The sequence below is a fragment of the Rhodoferax bucti genome (assembly GCF_005876985.1).
Lineage (GTDB): Bacteria > Pseudomonadota > Gammaproteobacteria > Burkholderiales > Burkholderiaceae_C > Allorhodoferax > Allorhodoferax bucti.
Map to the genome: position 1 here is coordinate 384,859 of NZ_VAHD01000001.1, position 15,820 is coordinate 400,678.

Annotated in this window: 10 protein-coding genes; 3 read left to right on the top strand and 7 right to left on the bottom strand. The window is 64.0% G+C overall.

Annotated elements, in window-relative coordinates; genetic code table 11:
- Positions 1–39: 39 nt before the first annotated feature.
- Together FDM28_RS01845 and icmF are read right to left on the bottom strand one after the other, a co-directional pair.
- Positions 40–3,201 carry a bifunctional diguanylate cyclase/phosphodiesterase gene (locus FDM28_RS01845; RefSeq protein ID WP_138512470.1) on the bottom strand — a complete coding sequence of 1,054 codons (3,162 nt, stop codon included), beginning with the start codon at positions 3,199–3,201 and terminating at the stop codon, positions 40–42.
- A gap of 127 nt (positions 3,202–3,328) precedes the next feature.
- Positions 3,329–6,622, bottom strand: a complete 3,294-nt coding sequence (icmF, locus tag FDM28_RS01850; RefSeq protein WP_138512472.1) for a fused isobutyryl-CoA mutase/GTPase IcmF — start codon at positions 6,620–6,622, stop codon at positions 3,329–3,331.
- A 188-nt stretch (positions 6,623–6,810) separates the two neighbouring features.
- Between icmF and FDM28_RS01855 the strand changes: the two genes are divergently transcribed.
- Entirely contained in the window at positions 6,811–7,590 is a 780-nt protein-coding gene (locus tag FDM28_RS01855; RefSeq protein ID WP_138512474.1) for a type III pantothenate kinase, read from the top strand.
- 15 nt (positions 7,591–7,605) lie between these two features.
- On the opposite strand, the gene FDM28_RS01860 is transcribed toward FDM28_RS01855, so the two are convergent.
- Positions 7,606–8,211, bottom strand: a complete 606-nt coding sequence (locus FDM28_RS01860) for a hypothetical protein (protein WP_138512476.1) — start codon at positions 8,209–8,211, stop codon at positions 7,606–7,608.
- Between the two features lie 40 nt (positions 8,212–8,251).
- Positions 8,252–9,445 carry a M20 aminoacylase family protein gene (locus FDM28_RS01865; protein ID WP_138512478.1) on the bottom strand — a complete coding sequence of 398 codons (1,194 nt, stop codon included), beginning with the start codon at positions 9,443–9,445 and terminating at the stop codon, positions 8,252–8,254.
- 76 nt (positions 9,446–9,521) lie between these two features.
- Between FDM28_RS01865 and FDM28_RS01870 the strand changes: the two genes are divergently transcribed.
- The gene (locus tag FDM28_RS01870) at positions 9,522–11,603 is read left to right on the top strand and encodes a molybdopterin-containing oxidoreductase family protein (RefSeq protein ID WP_138512480.1); all 2,082 of its coding nucleotides are present in this window, start codon (positions 9,522–9,524) and stop codon (positions 11,601–11,603) included.
- A gap of 40 nt (positions 11,604–11,643) precedes the next feature.
- Here FDM28_RS01870 and FDM28_RS01875 read toward each other — a convergent pair whose 3' ends face one another.
- A complete protein-coding gene (locus tag FDM28_RS01875) occupies positions 11,644–12,093 on the bottom strand; it encodes a DUF2721 domain-containing protein (RefSeq protein ID WP_138512482.1) in 450 nt (149 codons plus the stop codon).
- Positions 12,094–12,376: 283 nt separating this feature from the next.
- Between FDM28_RS01875 and FDM28_RS01880 the strand changes: the two genes are divergently transcribed.
- Positions 12,377–13,879 carry a methyl-accepting chemotaxis protein gene (locus FDM28_RS01880; RefSeq protein WP_138512484.1) on the top strand — a complete coding sequence of 501 codons (1,503 nt, stop codon included), beginning with the start codon at positions 12,377–12,379 and terminating at the stop codon, positions 13,877–13,879.
- 80 nt (positions 13,880–13,959) lie between these two features.
- On the opposite strand, the gene FDM28_RS01885 is transcribed toward FDM28_RS01880, so the two are convergent.
- Entirely contained in the window at positions 13,960–14,922 is a 963-nt protein-coding gene (locus tag FDM28_RS01885) for a Gfo/Idh/MocA family oxidoreductase (RefSeq protein WP_138512486.1), read from the bottom strand.
- A 1-nt stretch (position 14,923) separates the two neighbouring features.
- Positions 14,924–15,817: a class III extradiol dioxygenase subunit beta gene (locus tag FDM28_RS01890; RefSeq protein WP_138512488.1), complete on the bottom strand. Its 894-nt coding sequence runs from the start codon at positions 15,815–15,817 to the stop codon at positions 14,924–14,926.
- Between the last annotated feature and the right edge of the window lie 3 nt (positions 15,818–15,820).

Genomic DNA, 15,820 nt, shown 5'->3' on the forward strand with positions numbered 1-15,820 from the left:
CGTGGAATATGCGCAAGCAGCTCCTAAAATCATAGCAAATCACCCTACCAGCGGCGGGCGGCGACGGTCTTCCCGCAGCGCGTGGCTGCGCAGGTAGCTCACCCACTCGGCCAAGGGCAGCGGGCGGCTGAAGCAATAGCCTTGCAGCTCGTCGCAGCCCAACGCCGTCAGGGTCTGGGCGGTAGGCAGGTTCTCCACCCCTTCTGCCACCACCTTCAGGCCCAGCGTGTGGCCCAGTGCAATCACCGCGTGCACGATGGCGGCGTCTGCACTGTCCTCCAGCATGCCCAGCACGAAAGACTGGTCGACCTTGAGCTTGTCGATATCAAAGCGCTTGAGGTAGGCCAGGCTGGAGTAGCCGGTGCCGAAGTCGTCAATCGCCACCTTCACACCCAGCGCTTTGAGCGCGGCCACCTGCTGCTGGGCCGCCACCGGGTTGTCCATCAGGTGGGACTCGGTGAGCTCCAGTTCCAGTTGCGCGGGGGGCATGCGGGTGTCACGCAGCACGGCACTGAGCTGGTCGACCAGCTCGGGGTCGGCGAGCTGCGCCACCGACAGGTTGACCGACAGCTCCAGCCCCTTGCAGATGCCTTGCGCTTCCATTTCCATCCAGCGGTGGCAGGCTTCGCGCAGCACCCAGGCGCCTATAGGTTTGATGAGGCCGCTCTCTTCGGCCACATGGATGAACTCACCCGGCGGCACCTGGCCCAGCACCGGATTTTTCCAGCGCAGCAAGGCCTCGGCGCCTTGCACCTGGCGGGTGCGGGCGTTGAGGCGGGGTTGGAAATGCAGGCTGAACTCCTCATTCGCCAAGGCCTGGCGCAACTGGGTTTCCAGCGCCTGGCGAGCCAGCACGCGCTGGTCGGTCTCGGGGGAGAAAAAGCGGGCGGTGTCGCGCCCGGCTGACTTGGCCTCGTACATGGCCGCATCGGCGCGGCGCATCAGCTCGTCCTGGTCCGTCGCATCTTCCGGAAACAGGGCCACGCCCACGCTGCAGGACACGGTGAGCACATGGCCATCCACCGTGGCGGTCTGGCGGATGGTGGGAATCAGGCGGTCGTTCACCAGCGCGGTCAGCTCGGGCAAATCACTCACATGGCGCAGGATGATGACGAACTCATCCCCCCCCAGGCGGCTCACGGTGTCGTCCGCCCGCACCGCGCTGGTCAGGCGTCGGGCCACCGTGCGCAGCAAGCCGTCGCCAATGTGGTGGCCCAGCGTGTCGTTGATGAGCTTGAAGCGGTCCAGGTCAATGAACAGTACCGCCACCTTCTCGCCCGTCTGGCGGGCGCTGGCAATCGCCTCGCCCAAGCGCTGCTGGCAGAGCGCGCGGTTGGGCAGCTCGGTGAGCACATCGTGCTGGGCCAGAAAGCGGATGCGCTCTTCCTTGGCTTTGCGGTCGGTGATGTCAATCGAGATGCCGATGTAGTTCACCACCTCGCCGCTGGTGGCGCTTTTGTGCACCGAGGACACCATCAACCAGGCCGGATAGGTATCGCCATTTTGTTTGCGGAAATGCACCTCACCCTGCCAGTCGTTGGTCTCTTCCAGCTCCGTCCACACCGTGTCTTGCGGGGTGTCCGTCAAAAAGCCAAGGTCGCGGCCCAGCGCCTCGTAAAAGTCGTAGCCGGTACTGCGGCAAAAGGCCTGGTTCACGCTGATGATTTTGCGGGCCTCGTCCATGATGATGATGCTCTCGCTGGAGGCCTCAAACACCTTGGCCCACAGCTCAAGCCGCTGCTCCATCACTTTGAGTTTGTTGATGGGGGTGAAGGCGGTGAGCACCGCATCGCGCCCCTGAAAGTTCAGCCGGCGGGCCGAGAGCACCGCCCACGAGGGGGTGGCGCCGCCATGCCAGCGCACCTCAAACTCGTCCACTGCGTCAAAGTCTGCCAGGCGCTGGAAAAAGCGCCCGCGCACGCCGGGCTCCAGCCCTTGGCGCCACGGGTCGCCGGTGCGCCCGCCCAGCCAGGGCCGGGCCGGGGTGTTGGCGTGCAGCACCTCGTGGTCAGGCACCGAAGTGACGACCATGGGTATGGGGAAGGCCTCCACCAACTCGCGTTGCGCTTCGGCGGCACGGGCGCTGGCTGCCAGCTCCTGCTGCACCAGGCGGTCGCGGTCCAGCTGCTCCAGCATGCCGTTGAAGGCGGTAAAGAGTTGGCCGATTTCATCGCGGCTGTGCCACTCGGCGCGCAGGCCATAGTCGGCATTGCGCCGCACATCGTGCGCAACCTTGGCCAGCCCCTGCAAGGGCTTGGCGATCTGGCTGGCCACCAGGTACACCAAGCTCAAGATGCAGCCCAGCAGAATCAGCGCCGTGCCCAAGTGCAACCACATGCGCTGGAACAACTGGTCCACCCGGTGGTGCAACAAGAGCTGCAGTTGATCAATGCCCACCCGCCAGGTGGCCGACAGGTCTTGCAAGGCCATGCGGTAGGCCGCATCGAGCTGAGCCCTCTGCGCCTCGGACAGGCTGGTGTTGTTCACCCCCCGAACCACTTTGGAAAACACCTCCAGCGACGCCCGCAAGGACTCCCGCCCCGGCCCCAGCGCGGCCTGTAGCGCGGGGGAGCCGGCGAGCCAGGTCTGCTCATAGTCTGACTCCAACCCCTGCTGCACCGCGTCCAACCGGCCCAGCAGCGTGAGCATCTGGGCCTGGGGGTTGAAGCCCGGCACCCGCGTACCCCACTGCCGCATGAAATCGTGGGTGTCCAACAGCACCTGCAGCAGCTCCGGCAAGCGCAGCAGCGTGAGCGACATGACGTAGTAACTGTCGAGGTCGGGGTCCAGAATCAGGTTGGACTGGTTGCCCACAATCGTGAGCAGATCGCGCGTCTGCGCCAACAGGCGGCTGCGCTCTGCCTCGGTGCGGGGTGCCAGCAGCAGATCGTGCAAGCGCTGCGAGGCGGCGGCGGTGTTCAGTTGCGTGTCATACGCCTGCCGGGCCTGGTCCAGCTCCGCCAGCGCTGCCGGGCCGGTGCTCTCCCGGGGCAGCAAAATGGTGTCCATCACATTGCGGCGCACCGCTTCGGTGTAGCTGGCGCCCACGATTTCTTTGCGGGCAAAGTCGATGGCGAGGTATTTTTCGTGGATCAGGATGCCGGACACGTAGATCACGGCCGTCAGGTCCAAAAGGTAAATCAGGGTGAGCTTGCGCCCGACGCTCAAGCGCCCCAACCACAGCGGAATTTTTGACAACATGTGCAAGGCCCGATCTCCAGAGCCGCCCGCGGATGCGGGCTCCAACGGCTTGCACAGCTGCAAGCAATAAACGCACCAGATGCGCCCCATTTGGGTGCACACCGGGCCAGGCCCTGCCTGCGCGGGCCTACATATTGCGCCGGTACTGCCCACCCACCTCAAACAGGGCGTTGGTGATCTGCCCCAGCGAGCACACGCGCACCGCGTCCATCAGCACGTTGAACACGTTCTGGTTGTCAATCACGGCCTGCTGCAGCTTTTTGAGCATGGCCGGCGCCTCGGCCGCGTGGCGGGTGTGGAAGTCCTGCAGGCGTTTGAGCTGGTTTTGCTTCTCGTCGTCGGTGCTGCGGGCCAGCTCCAGCTTTTCCAGCACCTGATCGCCATGCGGGTTGCGGAAGGTGTTGACGCCGATGATGGGCAGCTCGCCGGTGTGCTTGAGCATCTCGTAGTGCATGCTCTCATCTTGAATCTTGCCGCGCTGGTAGCCGGTTTCCATAGCACCCAGCACGCCGCCGCGCTCCGCAATGCGCTCAAACTCGGCCAACACGGCTTCTTCCACCAGCTCGGTCAGCTCTTCGATGATGAAGGCACCTTGCGACGGGTTCTCGTTCTTGGCCAGCCCCCACTCGCGGTTGATGATGAGCTGGATGGCCATGGCGCGGCGCACCGAGTCTTCGGTGGGTGTGGTGATAGCTTCGTCAAACGCATTGGTGTGCAGGCTGTTGCAGTTGTCGTAGATGGCGATCAAAGCCTGCAGCGTGGTGCGGATGTCATTGAACTGGATTTCCTGCGCGTGCAGGCTGCGGCCGCTGGTCTGGATGTGGTACTTGAGTTTTTGTGAACGCTCGTTGGCGCCGTATTTCTCTTTCATGGCCACCGCCCAGATGCGGCGTGCCACGCGGCCCATCACCGTGTACTCGGGGTCCATGCCGTTGCTGAAGAAGAAACTCAGGTTGGGCGCGAAGTCGTCAATGTGCATGCCGCGCGCCAGATACGCTTCCACAAAGGTGAAGCCGTTGGACAGCGTGAAGGCCAACTGACTGATGGGGTTGGCCCCGGCCTCGGCAATGTGGTATCCGCTGATGGACACGCTGTAGAAGTTGCGCACGTCGTGATGCACAAAGTACTCGGCAATGTCGCCCATCACCTTCAAGGAGAACTCGGTGCTGAAGATGCAGGTGTTCTGGCCCTGGTCTTCTTTCAAAATGTCGGCTTGCACCGTGCCGCGCACATTGGCCAGCACCCATTCCTTGATCTTGGCGACCTCGGTGTCGGTAGGCTCGCGCCCGTTGTCTGCCTTGAATTTGTCGATGTTCTGGTCAATGGCCGTGTTCATGAACATGGCCAGGATGCTTGGTGCCGGGCCGTTGATGGTCATGGACACACTGGTGCTCGGGCTGCACAAATCGAACCCACCATAGAGCACCTTCATGTCGTCTAGCGTGGCGATGCTCACGCCACTGTTACCCACCTTGCCGTAGATGTCCGGGCGCGGGTCAGGGTCGTTGCCGTAAAGCGTGACCGAGTCGAAAGCGGTGGACAGCCGCTTAGCCGCCATGCCATTGCTCAGCAGCTTGAAGCGGGTGTTGGTGCGGAAGGCGTCGCCCTCACCCGCGAACATGCGGGTCGGGTCCTCGCCCTCGCGCTTGAAGGCAAAGGTACCGGCGGTGTAGGGGTAGCTGCCGGGCACGTTGTCCAGCATCAGCCACTTCAGAATTTCGCCATGGTCCTCGTACTGCGGCAAGGCCACTTTGCGGATGGTGGTGCCGCTCAAAGACTTGGTGGTCAGTGCGGTGCGGATTTCCTTGTCGCGGATCTTCACCACGTACTCATCGCCCGCGTAGGCCTTCTGCATCTCGGGCCACTGGGCTAACAACTTGCGCTCGGCCGCGCCCATGCGCTCTTCGCGCGCGGCGGCGAGCTCCATGACCGCAGAGACCGCATTGGCCTTGTGGGGGTTGCTCTCCGTGAGCATGCGGCCGGATTCGCGCAGCTGCTGCATCTCGCGCGCCAGGCGCGCCTGCTCCCGGGCGCGCTTCTTGTAGCCCCGCACCGTATCGCTGATCTCGGCCAGGTAGCGGGTGCGCGCTGCGGGAACCACCGGCGTCTGGTTGCTGCTGTGGCGCACGTTCACGCGCGGCAGGCTACCTTCCTGCAGTGGCACGCCCAGCGCCTGCAAGCGGGGCACCAGCGCCTGGTAGAGCGCAGTGACACCGTCATCGTTAAACCGTGCTGCCATGGTGCCGAACACGGGCATCTGCTCGGTAGGTGTGGTCCAGGCCTCTTTGTTGCGCTGTACCTGCTTGGCCACGTCGCGCAGCGCATCACTGGCGCCTTTGCGGTCGAACTTGTTGATGGCCACGAACTCGGCAAAGTCCAGCATGTCGATCTTTTCCAGCTGGCTGGCCGCGCCAAACTCCGGTGTCATCACATACAGAGGCACATCCACATGCGGCACGATGGCTGCATCGCCTTGGCCGATGCCCGAGGTTTCCACCACCACCAGATCAAAGCCGGCCACCTTGCACGCAGCAATCACATCCGGCAGCGCAGCGCTGATCTCGGAACCAAAGTCGCGCGTCGCCAAACTGCGCATGAACACACGGCTTCCCTGCTGCCAAGGCGAAATAGCATTCATGCGGATGCGATCGCCCAGCAGAGCGCCCCCGCTCTTGCGGCGGCTCGGGTCGATGGAGATCACCGCTACGCGCAAGGCGTCGTTCTGGTCCAGCCGCAGGCGGCGGATCAGCTCGTCTGTCAGGCTGGACTTGCCCGCACCACCGGTGCCGGTGATGCCGATAGTTGCTATCTTTTTAGTAGCTGCTTGCGCACGTATCTCCTGCGCCAGGGCCGGATTGAGCTTGGAAGCCTCAATGGCGGTCAGCAACTGGGCCAATGCGCGCCAACTGGCCTCGGTATGGCCCTGGATGGCAGACAAGTCGGTAGGCGCCAGCGCGGTGATGTCCTTGTCGCAGCGCATCACCATCTCGCCAATCATTCCGGCCAGGCCCATGCGCTGGCCGTCTTCTGGGCTGTAGATGCGGCCCACGCCGTAGGCATGCAGCTCACGGATTTCAGCCGGCACGATGACGCCACCGCCACCGCCGAACACCTGGATGTGCGCGCCGCCGCGGCTCTTGAGCAAATCCACCATGTACTTGAAATACTCCACATGCCCGCCCTGGTAGGAGCTGATGGCAATGCCTTGCACGTCTTCCTGCAGCGCCGCCGTCACCACCTCGTCCACACTGCGGTTGTGGCCCAGGTGAATGACCTCGGCGCCCATGCCCTGCAGGATACGGCGCATGATGTTGATGGCCGCGTCGTGCCCGTCAAACAGGCTGGCTGCCGTGACAAAACGCACCTTGTGGGTGGGGCGGTAGTTGGCCAGGGCTTGGAAGTCGGCAGACAGGTCGGTCATGGGGCACTCGCAATAGAAACGGGGACGGATGAATTGACGTTTACGTAAACGTCAACTGTAAACCAAGCAGCCTGACACCGCCTTACAAGCTGCATGGGGGTAACTACCTAGTCCGGCGCCGGATTTCCGGCGGCTAGGGGCGCCGAATCCGGTAGAGTGCGAGCCATCAAGACAGAGCTTTCGGCACCATGACTTTTCTCGCGTTGGACATCGGCAATACCCGCCTCAAATGGGCGTTTTACGCCGCTCCCCGCCCCGGCGCAGCCTTGCTGGCCCAAGGCGCCGAATTTCTCGAAAACATCGACAAGCTGGCCGATGGCGCCTGGCGTAACCTGCCCGCACCGGCCCAGGTGCTGGGCTGCGTGGTGGCGGGGGACGCCCTCAAGCGCCGCGTGCAAGAGCAAATGGACCTGTGGGATGTCGTGCCCCAGTGGGTGGTGGCCAGCGAGGCCGAAGCCGGCCTGCGCAACGGCTACGACCACCCGACCCGACTCGGCGCCGACCGCTGGGTGGCCATGATCGGTGCCTACCACCACATGCTGGCGCAGGGCGCGCCCCGCCCCATGGTGGTGGTGATGGTGGGCACAGCGGTCACGGTGGAGGCGATTGATGCCGATGGCAAGTTCCTCGGCGGGCTCATCCTGCCCGGCCACGGCATCATGCTGCGGGCGCTGGAGTCCGGCACAGCCGGCCTGCATGTGCCAACCGGCGAGGTGCGCGAATTCCCCACCAACACCAGCGACGCCCTCACCAGCGGCGGCACCTTTGCGATTGCCGGCGCGGTGGAGCGCATGGTGCAGCATGTGCGCGCCCACTGCGGTGCGGAGCCTGCCTGCATCATGACCGGCGGCGCCGGCTGGAAGATGGCGCCCAGCATGACGCGCCCTTTTGAGCTGGTGGACAACCTGATTTTTGACGGCCTGCTGCGCATGGCGCAGGTGCGCTTCGCGGCTGCCCAAGCGGCCTGAGCGGCACCGGCGGCGTTACAAGTCCAGCAGCTGGGAGAAGTTGGTTTCGCTGGAGCCGGGCGTCTCCCCGGACACCACGGCCGCAGAGTCAAACGCGTGGTCCATGACCCGCACGCCGTCGCCCTGCCCGGTCTGGGCCGCCAGCACCGCCCGGTCGACCAGACGGATCAGCTGCGCACGGGCCGCCTCTTGCGAGAGGCCATTCAAATCCACCGTGGCGGTGAGCGTGAGGCGCACCGTGGCCAACTCGGGCACATGCGCGGGGCGGCTGGTCCCGCCCGTGTCTTGCAGGATTCGGCCGTCCTCCCCGATGAACACAATGCGCGCCCGCGCCTTGGGTGAGAGCACATGGGACTGCGCCTCGGCATTCACCACCAGCATGGTGCCGTTGGCAAAGTCCCGGGCCCAGGCCGTCTTGCCGCCGTCAAAACCCCGGATCGCAAAACCGTAATCCCGGGGGGAGGCAAAAAAGCGGCCGGTGGTGTCGAGCGCGGGGTCATCAATCTCCAGCTCGTCGTGCACAAAGGTGTAGCGGTACTCGCCGGGACGGGTTTGGCGGCGCATCGCCACCTGCAGGCCGCCGGGGCGCTCGCGCGGGTTGATTTCGCTCCACTGTGTCATGGGTGCTCCCGTTCACGTATCCAAAATGATGATAGCGGCATCAGATGTCAGACGCGAGCCATTCTTCGGCCAGGCGCACCCAGAAGGTGGCGCCCAGAGGCAGCAAGTCGTCATTGAAGTCATAGCTCGGGTTGTGCAAAGTGCAAGGCCCCCCGCCATGGCCCAGGGTGCGGTGGTCGCCATCGCCATTGCCGATGAAGGCGTAGCAACCCGGCTTGGCCTGCAGCATGAAGGAGAAGTCTTCCGCACCCATGGTGGGCTCCTGGGTGTACACCTTGTCGGCGCCCACAATGCTTTCCATCACCTTGGCTGCAAATGCCGCCTCCTTGGCGGAGTTGATGGTGGGCGGGTAGTTGCGCACAAACTCAAACGCCACCCGGGTGTTGAACGCAGCACACAGGCTCTCGCTCATCTCGCGCATGCGGCGCTCAATCAGGTCCAGCACCTCGATCGAGAAGGTACGCACCGTGCCCTGCAATTCGCAGTGGTCGGGAATCACGTTGGTGGCCTCGCCCGCATTGATCATGGTGACCGAAATCACGCCGGCATCAATCGGCTTCACATTGCGGCTGACGATGGTCTGAAAGCCCTGCACCAGCTGGCAGGCCACCACCACCGGGTCGATGGCGTTGTGCGGCATGGCCGCGTGGCCGCCTTTGCCGCTGATGGTGATTTTGAATTCGTTGCTGGACGCCATCACCGGCCCTGCGCTGGCGGCAAAGGTGCCCGCTGCCATGCCCGGCCAGTTGTGCATGCCGAACACCGCCTCCACCGGGAACTGCGTAAACAAGCCGTCCTTGATCATCTCGCGCGCCCCGCCACCGCCTTCTTCCGCGGGCTGGAACACGAGGTACACCGTGCCGTCAAAGTGACGATGCTTCGCAAAATGCTGGGCCGCCGCCAGCAGCATGGCCGTGTGGCCGTCGTGACCGCAGGCGTGCATCTTGCCGGTGTGCTTACTGGCGTGGGCGAATGTGTTGAACTCCTGCATGGGCAAGGCGTCCATGTCAGCCCGCAAGGCGATGGCGCGGCTGGAGGTACCGGCTTTCACAATGCCCACCACCCCGGTGGTGCCCATGCCCCGATGCACGGGAATGCCCCACTCCGTCAGCTTGGCGGCCACCAGGTCTGCGGTGCGCACCTCTTGGAAACACAGCTCGGGATGGGCGTGGATTTCTTTGCGCAGCGCCGCAATTTCAGGGGTATTGGCAACAATGGGGTCTAGCAATTTCATGGCAAATGTCCTCTGCAAGAGGAGGATTGTGCCCTCCAGAAGCGCCAGAGGATACGCAATTCGGTAAAGTCGGTACATGCATCCAGACACACCAGCGACACCCGATTCCGCAGCCCCTACGACCCAGGTGTTGGGCGCCTGCCCGCACGACTGCCCCGACACCTGCTCCATGCTGGTCACCGTGCAGAACGGCGTGGCCATCAAGGTCCAGGGCAACCCGGACCACCCGGCCACCAACGGCGCGCTGTGCACCAAGGTATCGCGCTACACCGAGCGCACTTACCACCCCGAGCGCCTGCTGCACCCGCTCAAGCGCGTGGGGCCCAAAGGGTCGGGCCAGTTCGTGCCTGTGAGCTGGGACGAGGCGCTGGACGACATCGCCCTGCGACTCCACAACATTGCCGCCCGTGACCCGCAGGCCATCCAACCCTACAGCTACGCGGGCACCATGGGCCGGGTGCAGGGCGAAGGCATGGCCGCCCGCTTTTTCAACAAGCTGGGTGCCGCCCGCCTGGACCGCACCATTTGCGCCTCGGCTGGCGCAGAGGCCATGACGCTCACCCTGGGCAACAAGGTCGGCATCAAGGTCGAGTTTTTTGCAGAGAGCAAGCTGATCATCATTTGGGGCAGCAACTCGATTGCCAGCAATGTGCACTTCTGGCGCCATGTGCAAACCGCCAAACGCAATGGCGCACGCATCATCTGCATAGACCCCCGCCGCTCCGAGACGGCCGAAAAATGCCACCAGCACATCGCCCTGCTGCCCGGCACCGATGCGGCCCTCGCGCTGGGCCTGATGCACGAGCTGATCACCCACGACTGGCTGGACCACGACTACATCGCCCGCCACACCCTGGGCTGGGAAGGCTTGCGCGAACGCGCCCTGCTGTGGACGCCAGAACGCACTGCGGAAGTGTGCGGCATCACCGCCGACGAAGTGCGCGCGCTGGCTCGCGAATACGGCGAAACGGCACGCGCCGGCGAGCCGGTGGCCATCCGCATGAACTACGGGCTGCAGCGGGTACATGGCGGGGGCAACGCGGTGCGGGCCATTGCCTGCCTGCCGGCGCTGGTGGGTGCCTGGCGGCACCGGGCGGGGGGCGTGCTGCTCTCCAGCTCGGGTTATGTGCCGGTGCAAACAGCGGCCCTGGAGCGCCCCGAGTTGCTGGCCGGCCGCACGCCGCGCACCATCAACATGAGCACGATTGGCGACGACCTGTTGCGCCCCGCCAGCCCGGAGTTCGGCCCGGCCATTGAGGCCCTCATTGTTTACAACAGCAACCCCGTTGCCGTGGCACCGGAGTCCGCCAAGGTGGTGCAAGGCTTTGCGCGCGAAGACCTGTTTACCGTGGTGCTGGAGCACTTCCAAACCGACACCGCCGACTACGCCGACTACGTGCTACCCGCCACCACCCAGCTGGAGCACTGGGACGTGCACAGCAGCTACGGCCACACCGACATCCTGCTCAACCGCCCCTCGATCGCCCCGCTGGGCGAGGCGCGCACCAACGCCCAGTTCTTCCGCGACCTGGCACGGCGCATGGGCTTCACCGAAGACGTGTTTGCGGAGTCCGATGAGAGCTTGTGCCGCACTGCTTTTGGCGACAAGGTGGACTTTGCGCTATTGCTCAGCCAGGGCTACGCCCCGCTGCCCATGCCCGATGCGCCCTTTGCCGACGGCGGCTTCCCGACCCCCAGCGGCAAATGCGAGTTTTACAGCGCACGCCTGGCCGCCCGGGGGGCCGATGGCCTGCCCGACCATGTGCCCAATTACGAGCCGGCCGGCGCAGACCCGCGCTACCCGCTGGCCATGATCTCGCCACCCGCGCGCAACTTCCTCAACTCCACCTTTGTGAACGTGAAAAGCCTGCGCGACATCGAGGGCGAGCCCTTGGTGGAACTGCATGCCACCGACGCAGCAGCACGTGGGATTGCGGATGGGGACGAGGTGGCGGTGTTCAATGACCGCGGCACCCACCGCTGCCTAGCCCGCGTGTCACCGCGTGCACGCCCCGGCGTGGTCAACGGTTTGGGCATCTGGTGGCGCAAGCTGGGCCGCGACGGCACCAATGTGAACGAGCTGACCAGCCAGCGCCTGACCGATATCGGCCGGGCGCCCACGTTTTACGATTGCGCGGTGGAAGTGAAAAAAGCCTGATGCAGTGCTGGGGATCAGCACTGCGATTTATCGCAATTCATCAGCGCTTTTTGCGCCCGAAATTGAGCAACCGGGTGGCGATGAACGTCTCCACCATGAAGCAAATCAGCGCGCTCAAAAAGCACACCACCCCGCCCAGAAAGCTGAAGATGGAGATGCGCAGGCCGGGGAAATCGATGGTCTCGCCCAGAAACAGCACCACGATGGTCAGGCCAATTAAAAACGCGCAGCAGGTCAGCAATGCAATGCTGCTGTTGGCCAGCAAGCCACGGGTACGCAGCTCGGCCAGCTCGGCATAGCCATCGGCGTCATCCGCCGGGTGGGTGCCTTGTTTGATGCGGCTCTCCACATTGCGCGCGCGGTCAATGATGCGGGCCAGCCGCTGCGCCACGGCCGCGATCATGCCCGACACCGCGGTGAGCAAAAACACCGGCGCCACCGCCAACTGGATACCGTGCGACACCGTATCGGGGTCCATGGGAAACACCATCACACACCTCTTCTCTCACAAACCTGCGGCACACCGCCGCTACGGCCTGCATTGTAGGGCGCCAGCGCGGCAGTTGAGTGAAAAATCGGGCGCTAGCGCCCGTCGAATATGCGCGGGCAGCTATTAATTTATGAGCATATTTCCGCTATCAGCGGCCGCGCAGAGCGCCAGCCGATGCCCGCCGCTACTGGCTGGCGGCAGGGTAAATCCCCATCAACTTGACAGCTGTCTTACGGCCCGCTCCGGCATCATTCAAGCCCCCATTCCAACGTCGTTGCCCGCCATGCCCTCCATCTTCAAGCCACGCACCACCCGTGGGGTCATCCAGGCCATCAACCGGGGCACCGCAGACCTCGATGTCTCCGTGCTGCGCATCACCCCGCTCGCCCGCGCGGCGGCCACCCTTCTGCATCGCACCCGCATGCTGGTGGTGAGCGCCCGCGCCGGCAGCATACGCACCGCGATTGCCGCTGCACACCTGAAGCGCCAGGTGGATGCCAGCGCCCAAAAAGCCAGCCACCAGCGCGACCAGGCAGCCCAACTCGCCCAGGAGGCTGCGCGGGTGACCCAGCTCTCCCACACGGTGGAAACCGGTGCGAACCACATCTCCCACACCTCCGACAGCAACCTGCAGGCCGCCGTCAGTTCCATGAGCGAGCTGGAGAGCATGCGCGCGCGCATGCTGCAAATGGAGAACACCCTGGCCAGCTTTTCGCTCACCGTCGAGCAGCTCGCCAAGGGCGCGCAGGCGATTGGTGAGATCGGCGGCATCATCCAGGGCATTGCCATGCAGACCAACCTGCTGGCGCTCAACGCTGCCATCGAGGCGGCGCGGGCCGGTGAAGCCGGGCGCGGCTTCTCGGTGGTGGCGCAAGAGGTGCGCAAACTGGCCGCGCGGGTGAACGCGGAAACCACCGAAATCAGCGAGCGCAGCCGCGAGATGATCGATCTGGTCAGCACCACCAGCGCGGGCACCAAGGCCATCAGCTCCGACATTTCTCTCTCGGTCAAAGAGGTGGGCAGCACCACCGCCCGGTTTGAAACCTTTGTGCAGGACTTCCGCGCCATGACCGGCACGGTCAACGACATCGTGGCCTCCATGCAGGAATTGGCCGAGATCAACCGCACCATGAACACCCGGATTCACGGCGTAGCCTCGTCAGCCGAGGAGGTGTCCGACGCCATGGCCGAGTCCGCCCGGCAGGTGGACGACCTGCGCATCAACACCGAAGACATTCAGGGCGTGCTGGCAGAGTTCCGCACCGGCGGCACCGTGTTTGACGAGCTGCTGCGGGCCACCCAAAAGCTGTGCAAAGACACCGGGCAGGTCCTCGCCAACGCCGAGAAGAAATCCGGCATCAGCGTGTTTGACCAGAATTTCCAGCGCATTCCCGACTCCAACCCGCCGCGCTACACCACGCAATACGACGCGCTGGTGGACCAGACCCTGACAGCGCTGTACGACAACGTCCTCGCCCAGCTGCCCGGCTGCGTGTACGCCCTGGCGGTGGACAACAAGGGCTACGCGCCGGCACACAACAAAGCCTTCTCGCACCCGCCTTCGGGCCAACCGGAAGTCGATTTGCTCAAGTGCCGCCACAAGCGCATCTTTGACGACCCGGTGGGCAAGAAGCTGGCGGCAAACACCAAGCCCTTCCTGTTTCAAACCTACATGCGCGACACGGGCGAGGTCATCAACGACCTGTCCATCCCCATCGTCATTGGCGGCCGCCACTGGGGCGCGGTGCGCGTGGGCTTTGACTCCAACCGGCTGCGCGAGGACTGACGCCACACATAAAAAAGGGCAAGCCGGTAACAGGCTTGCCCTGAGCCCCGACAGGCGGGGGCTGGGTTGGAAACAGCGTTTTACTTCTGCTGCGCCAGTTGCTGCTCCAGCTGATGCAGCACGCGGTAGCAGTCCAACACGCGGCCCACGCTGGAGTTGGGTTCGCGGCCTTCCTTGATGGCAGCGAAAAACTCGCGGTCTTGCAGCTCAATACCATTCATGCTGACGGCCACGTTGCTCACGTCAATCTTCTCTTCCTTGCCGGTGAACAAGTCGTCGTAGCGGGCGATGTAGGTGGCCGTGTCGCCGATGTAGCGGAAGTAGGTGCCCAGGGGGCCGTCGTTGTTAAAGCTCAAGGAGAGCGTGCAGATGGCGCCGTTGGCCGCGCGCAGCTGGATGCTCATGTCCATGGCAATACCCAGCACCGGGTGGATGGGGCCCTGGATGGCGTTGGCCTGCACGATGGGGCTGTTGGCCTGGTAGGCGAACAGGTCCACGGTGTGGGCAGCGTGGTGCCACAGCAGGTGGTCGGTCCAGCTGCGGGCTTGGCCCAATGCGTTGGTGTTGGTGCGGCGGAAGAAGTAGGTCTGCACATCCATCTGCTGGATGTTGAACTTGCCGGCCGTGATCTGCTGGTTGACGTACTGGTGGCTGGGGTTGAAGCGGCGGGTGTGGCCGCACATGGCGACCAGGCCGGTCTTCTTCTGCTCGGCCACCACGGCGTCCGCGCCGGCCCAGCTGTCAGCCAGGGGGATTTCCACTTGCACGTGCTTGCCAGCCTTCAGGCAGGCTAGCGTTTGCTCGGCGTGCAGCTGGGTGGGGGTGCACAAAATGACGGCATCAAGCTCCGGAATGGCAAGGCTCTCGGACAGCTCCGTGGTCACGTGACCAACGCCATATTTGGTGGCGACTTCCTGGGTTTTTTCCAGATCACGGCCGATGAGGGAGATGACTTCCACATCCTCGATATTCTTGATGCCGTCCAGGTGTTTGACGCCGAAAGCGCCCGCGCCCGCCAGAGCGACTTTGATGGTTTTGCTCATATCAGTTGTTCTCCAAGATCAGGTGGCCCACCGCCGTGTTGCTGGCAGGTACATGGTAAAAACGGTGCTTGACGCTGACGGAATGTGCGCGGGCCGCTTCCAAATCTGTAGCATCGTAGGGCACATCGGACATGGCGCCCCGGGCGATCAGCCACATCACCAGCTCAATGCCTTCGCTGCCGGCTTCGCGCACATAGTCGATATGCGGCGTGGCGGCGCAGGCGGCCGGATCGGCAATCAGCTTGTCCATCCAGGCGTTGTCCCACTCGCGGTTGATCAGACCTGCGCGCGCGCCCTGTAGCTGGTGGCTCATGCCGCCGGTGCCCCAGATGTGCACGTTCAGGTCTTCGTCATAGCTCTCCACCGCCTTGCGGATGGCCTTGCCCAGGTTGAAGCAGCGCTGGCCGCTGGGCACCGGGTACTGCACCACGTTGACCGCAAACGGAATCACCGGGCAGGGCCAGACGTCCTTGACAGGGTCTTTCTCACCACACATCAGGCTCAGGGGCACGGTCAGGCCGTGGTCCACATCCATTTTGTTGACAATGGTGAGGTCGAAGTCCTGCTGGATCACCGAGTGGGCAATGTGCGAGGCCAGGTCGGGGTGGCCTTGCACCTTGGGCACGGGGCGGGGGCCGAAGCCTTCGTCCGCCGGGGTGTACTCGGCCGCGGTGCCGATGGCGAAGGTGGGGATCAGGTCCAGGCTGAAAGCGGTGGCGTGGTCGTTGTAGACCAGAAAGACGACATCGGGCTTGTTGTCCTTCATCCATTGCTTGGAAAAGTCGTAGCCCGCAAACAGCGGCTTCCAGTAGTCTTCCTGGGTCTTGCCCAGGTCCATAGCGGCGCCGATGGCCGGCACGTGGGAGGTGAATACAGAGGCGGTAATTTTGGCCATGGT

What these genes read in the sequence shown, in the direction of transcription:
- FDM28_RS01845 (WP_138512470.1), bottom strand. Translation starts at nt 3,201, where the DNA reads ATGTTGTCAAAAATTCCGCTGTGGTTGGGGCGCTTGAGCGTCGGGCGC.
- icmF (WP_138512472.1), bottom strand. Translation starts at nt 6,622, where the DNA reads ATGACCGACCTGTCTGCCGACTTCCAAGCCCTGGCCAACTACCGCCCC.
- FDM28_RS01855 (WP_138512474.1), top strand. Translation starts at nt 6,811, where the DNA reads ATGACTTTTCTCGCGTTGGACATCGGCAATACCCGCCTCAAATGGGCG.
- FDM28_RS01860 (WP_138512476.1), bottom strand. Translation starts at nt 8,211, where the DNA reads ATGACACAGTGGAGCGAAATCAACCCGCGCGAGCGCCCCGGCGGCCTG.
- FDM28_RS01865 (WP_138512478.1), bottom strand. Translation starts at nt 9,445, where the DNA reads ATGAAATTGCTAGACCCCATTGTTGCCAATACCCCTGAAATTGCGGCG.
- FDM28_RS01870 (WP_138512480.1), top strand. Translation starts at nt 9,522, where the DNA reads ATGCATCCAGACACACCAGCGACACCCGATTCCGCAGCCCCTACGACC.
- FDM28_RS01875 (WP_138512482.1), bottom strand. Translation starts at nt 12,093, where the DNA reads ATGGTGTTTCCCATGGACCCCGATACGGTGTCGCACGGTATCCAGTTG.
- FDM28_RS01880 (WP_138512484.1), top strand. Translation starts at nt 12,377, where the DNA reads ATGCCCTCCATCTTCAAGCCACGCACCACCCGTGGGGTCATCCAGGCC.
- FDM28_RS01885 (WP_138512486.1), bottom strand. Translation starts at nt 14,922, where the DNA reads ATGAGCAAAACCATCAAAGTCGCTCTGGCGGGCGCGGGCGCTTTCGGC.
- FDM28_RS01890 (WP_138512488.1), bottom strand. Translation starts at nt 15,817, where the DNA reads ATGGCCAAAATTACCGCCTCTGTATTCACCTCCCACGTGCCGGCCATC.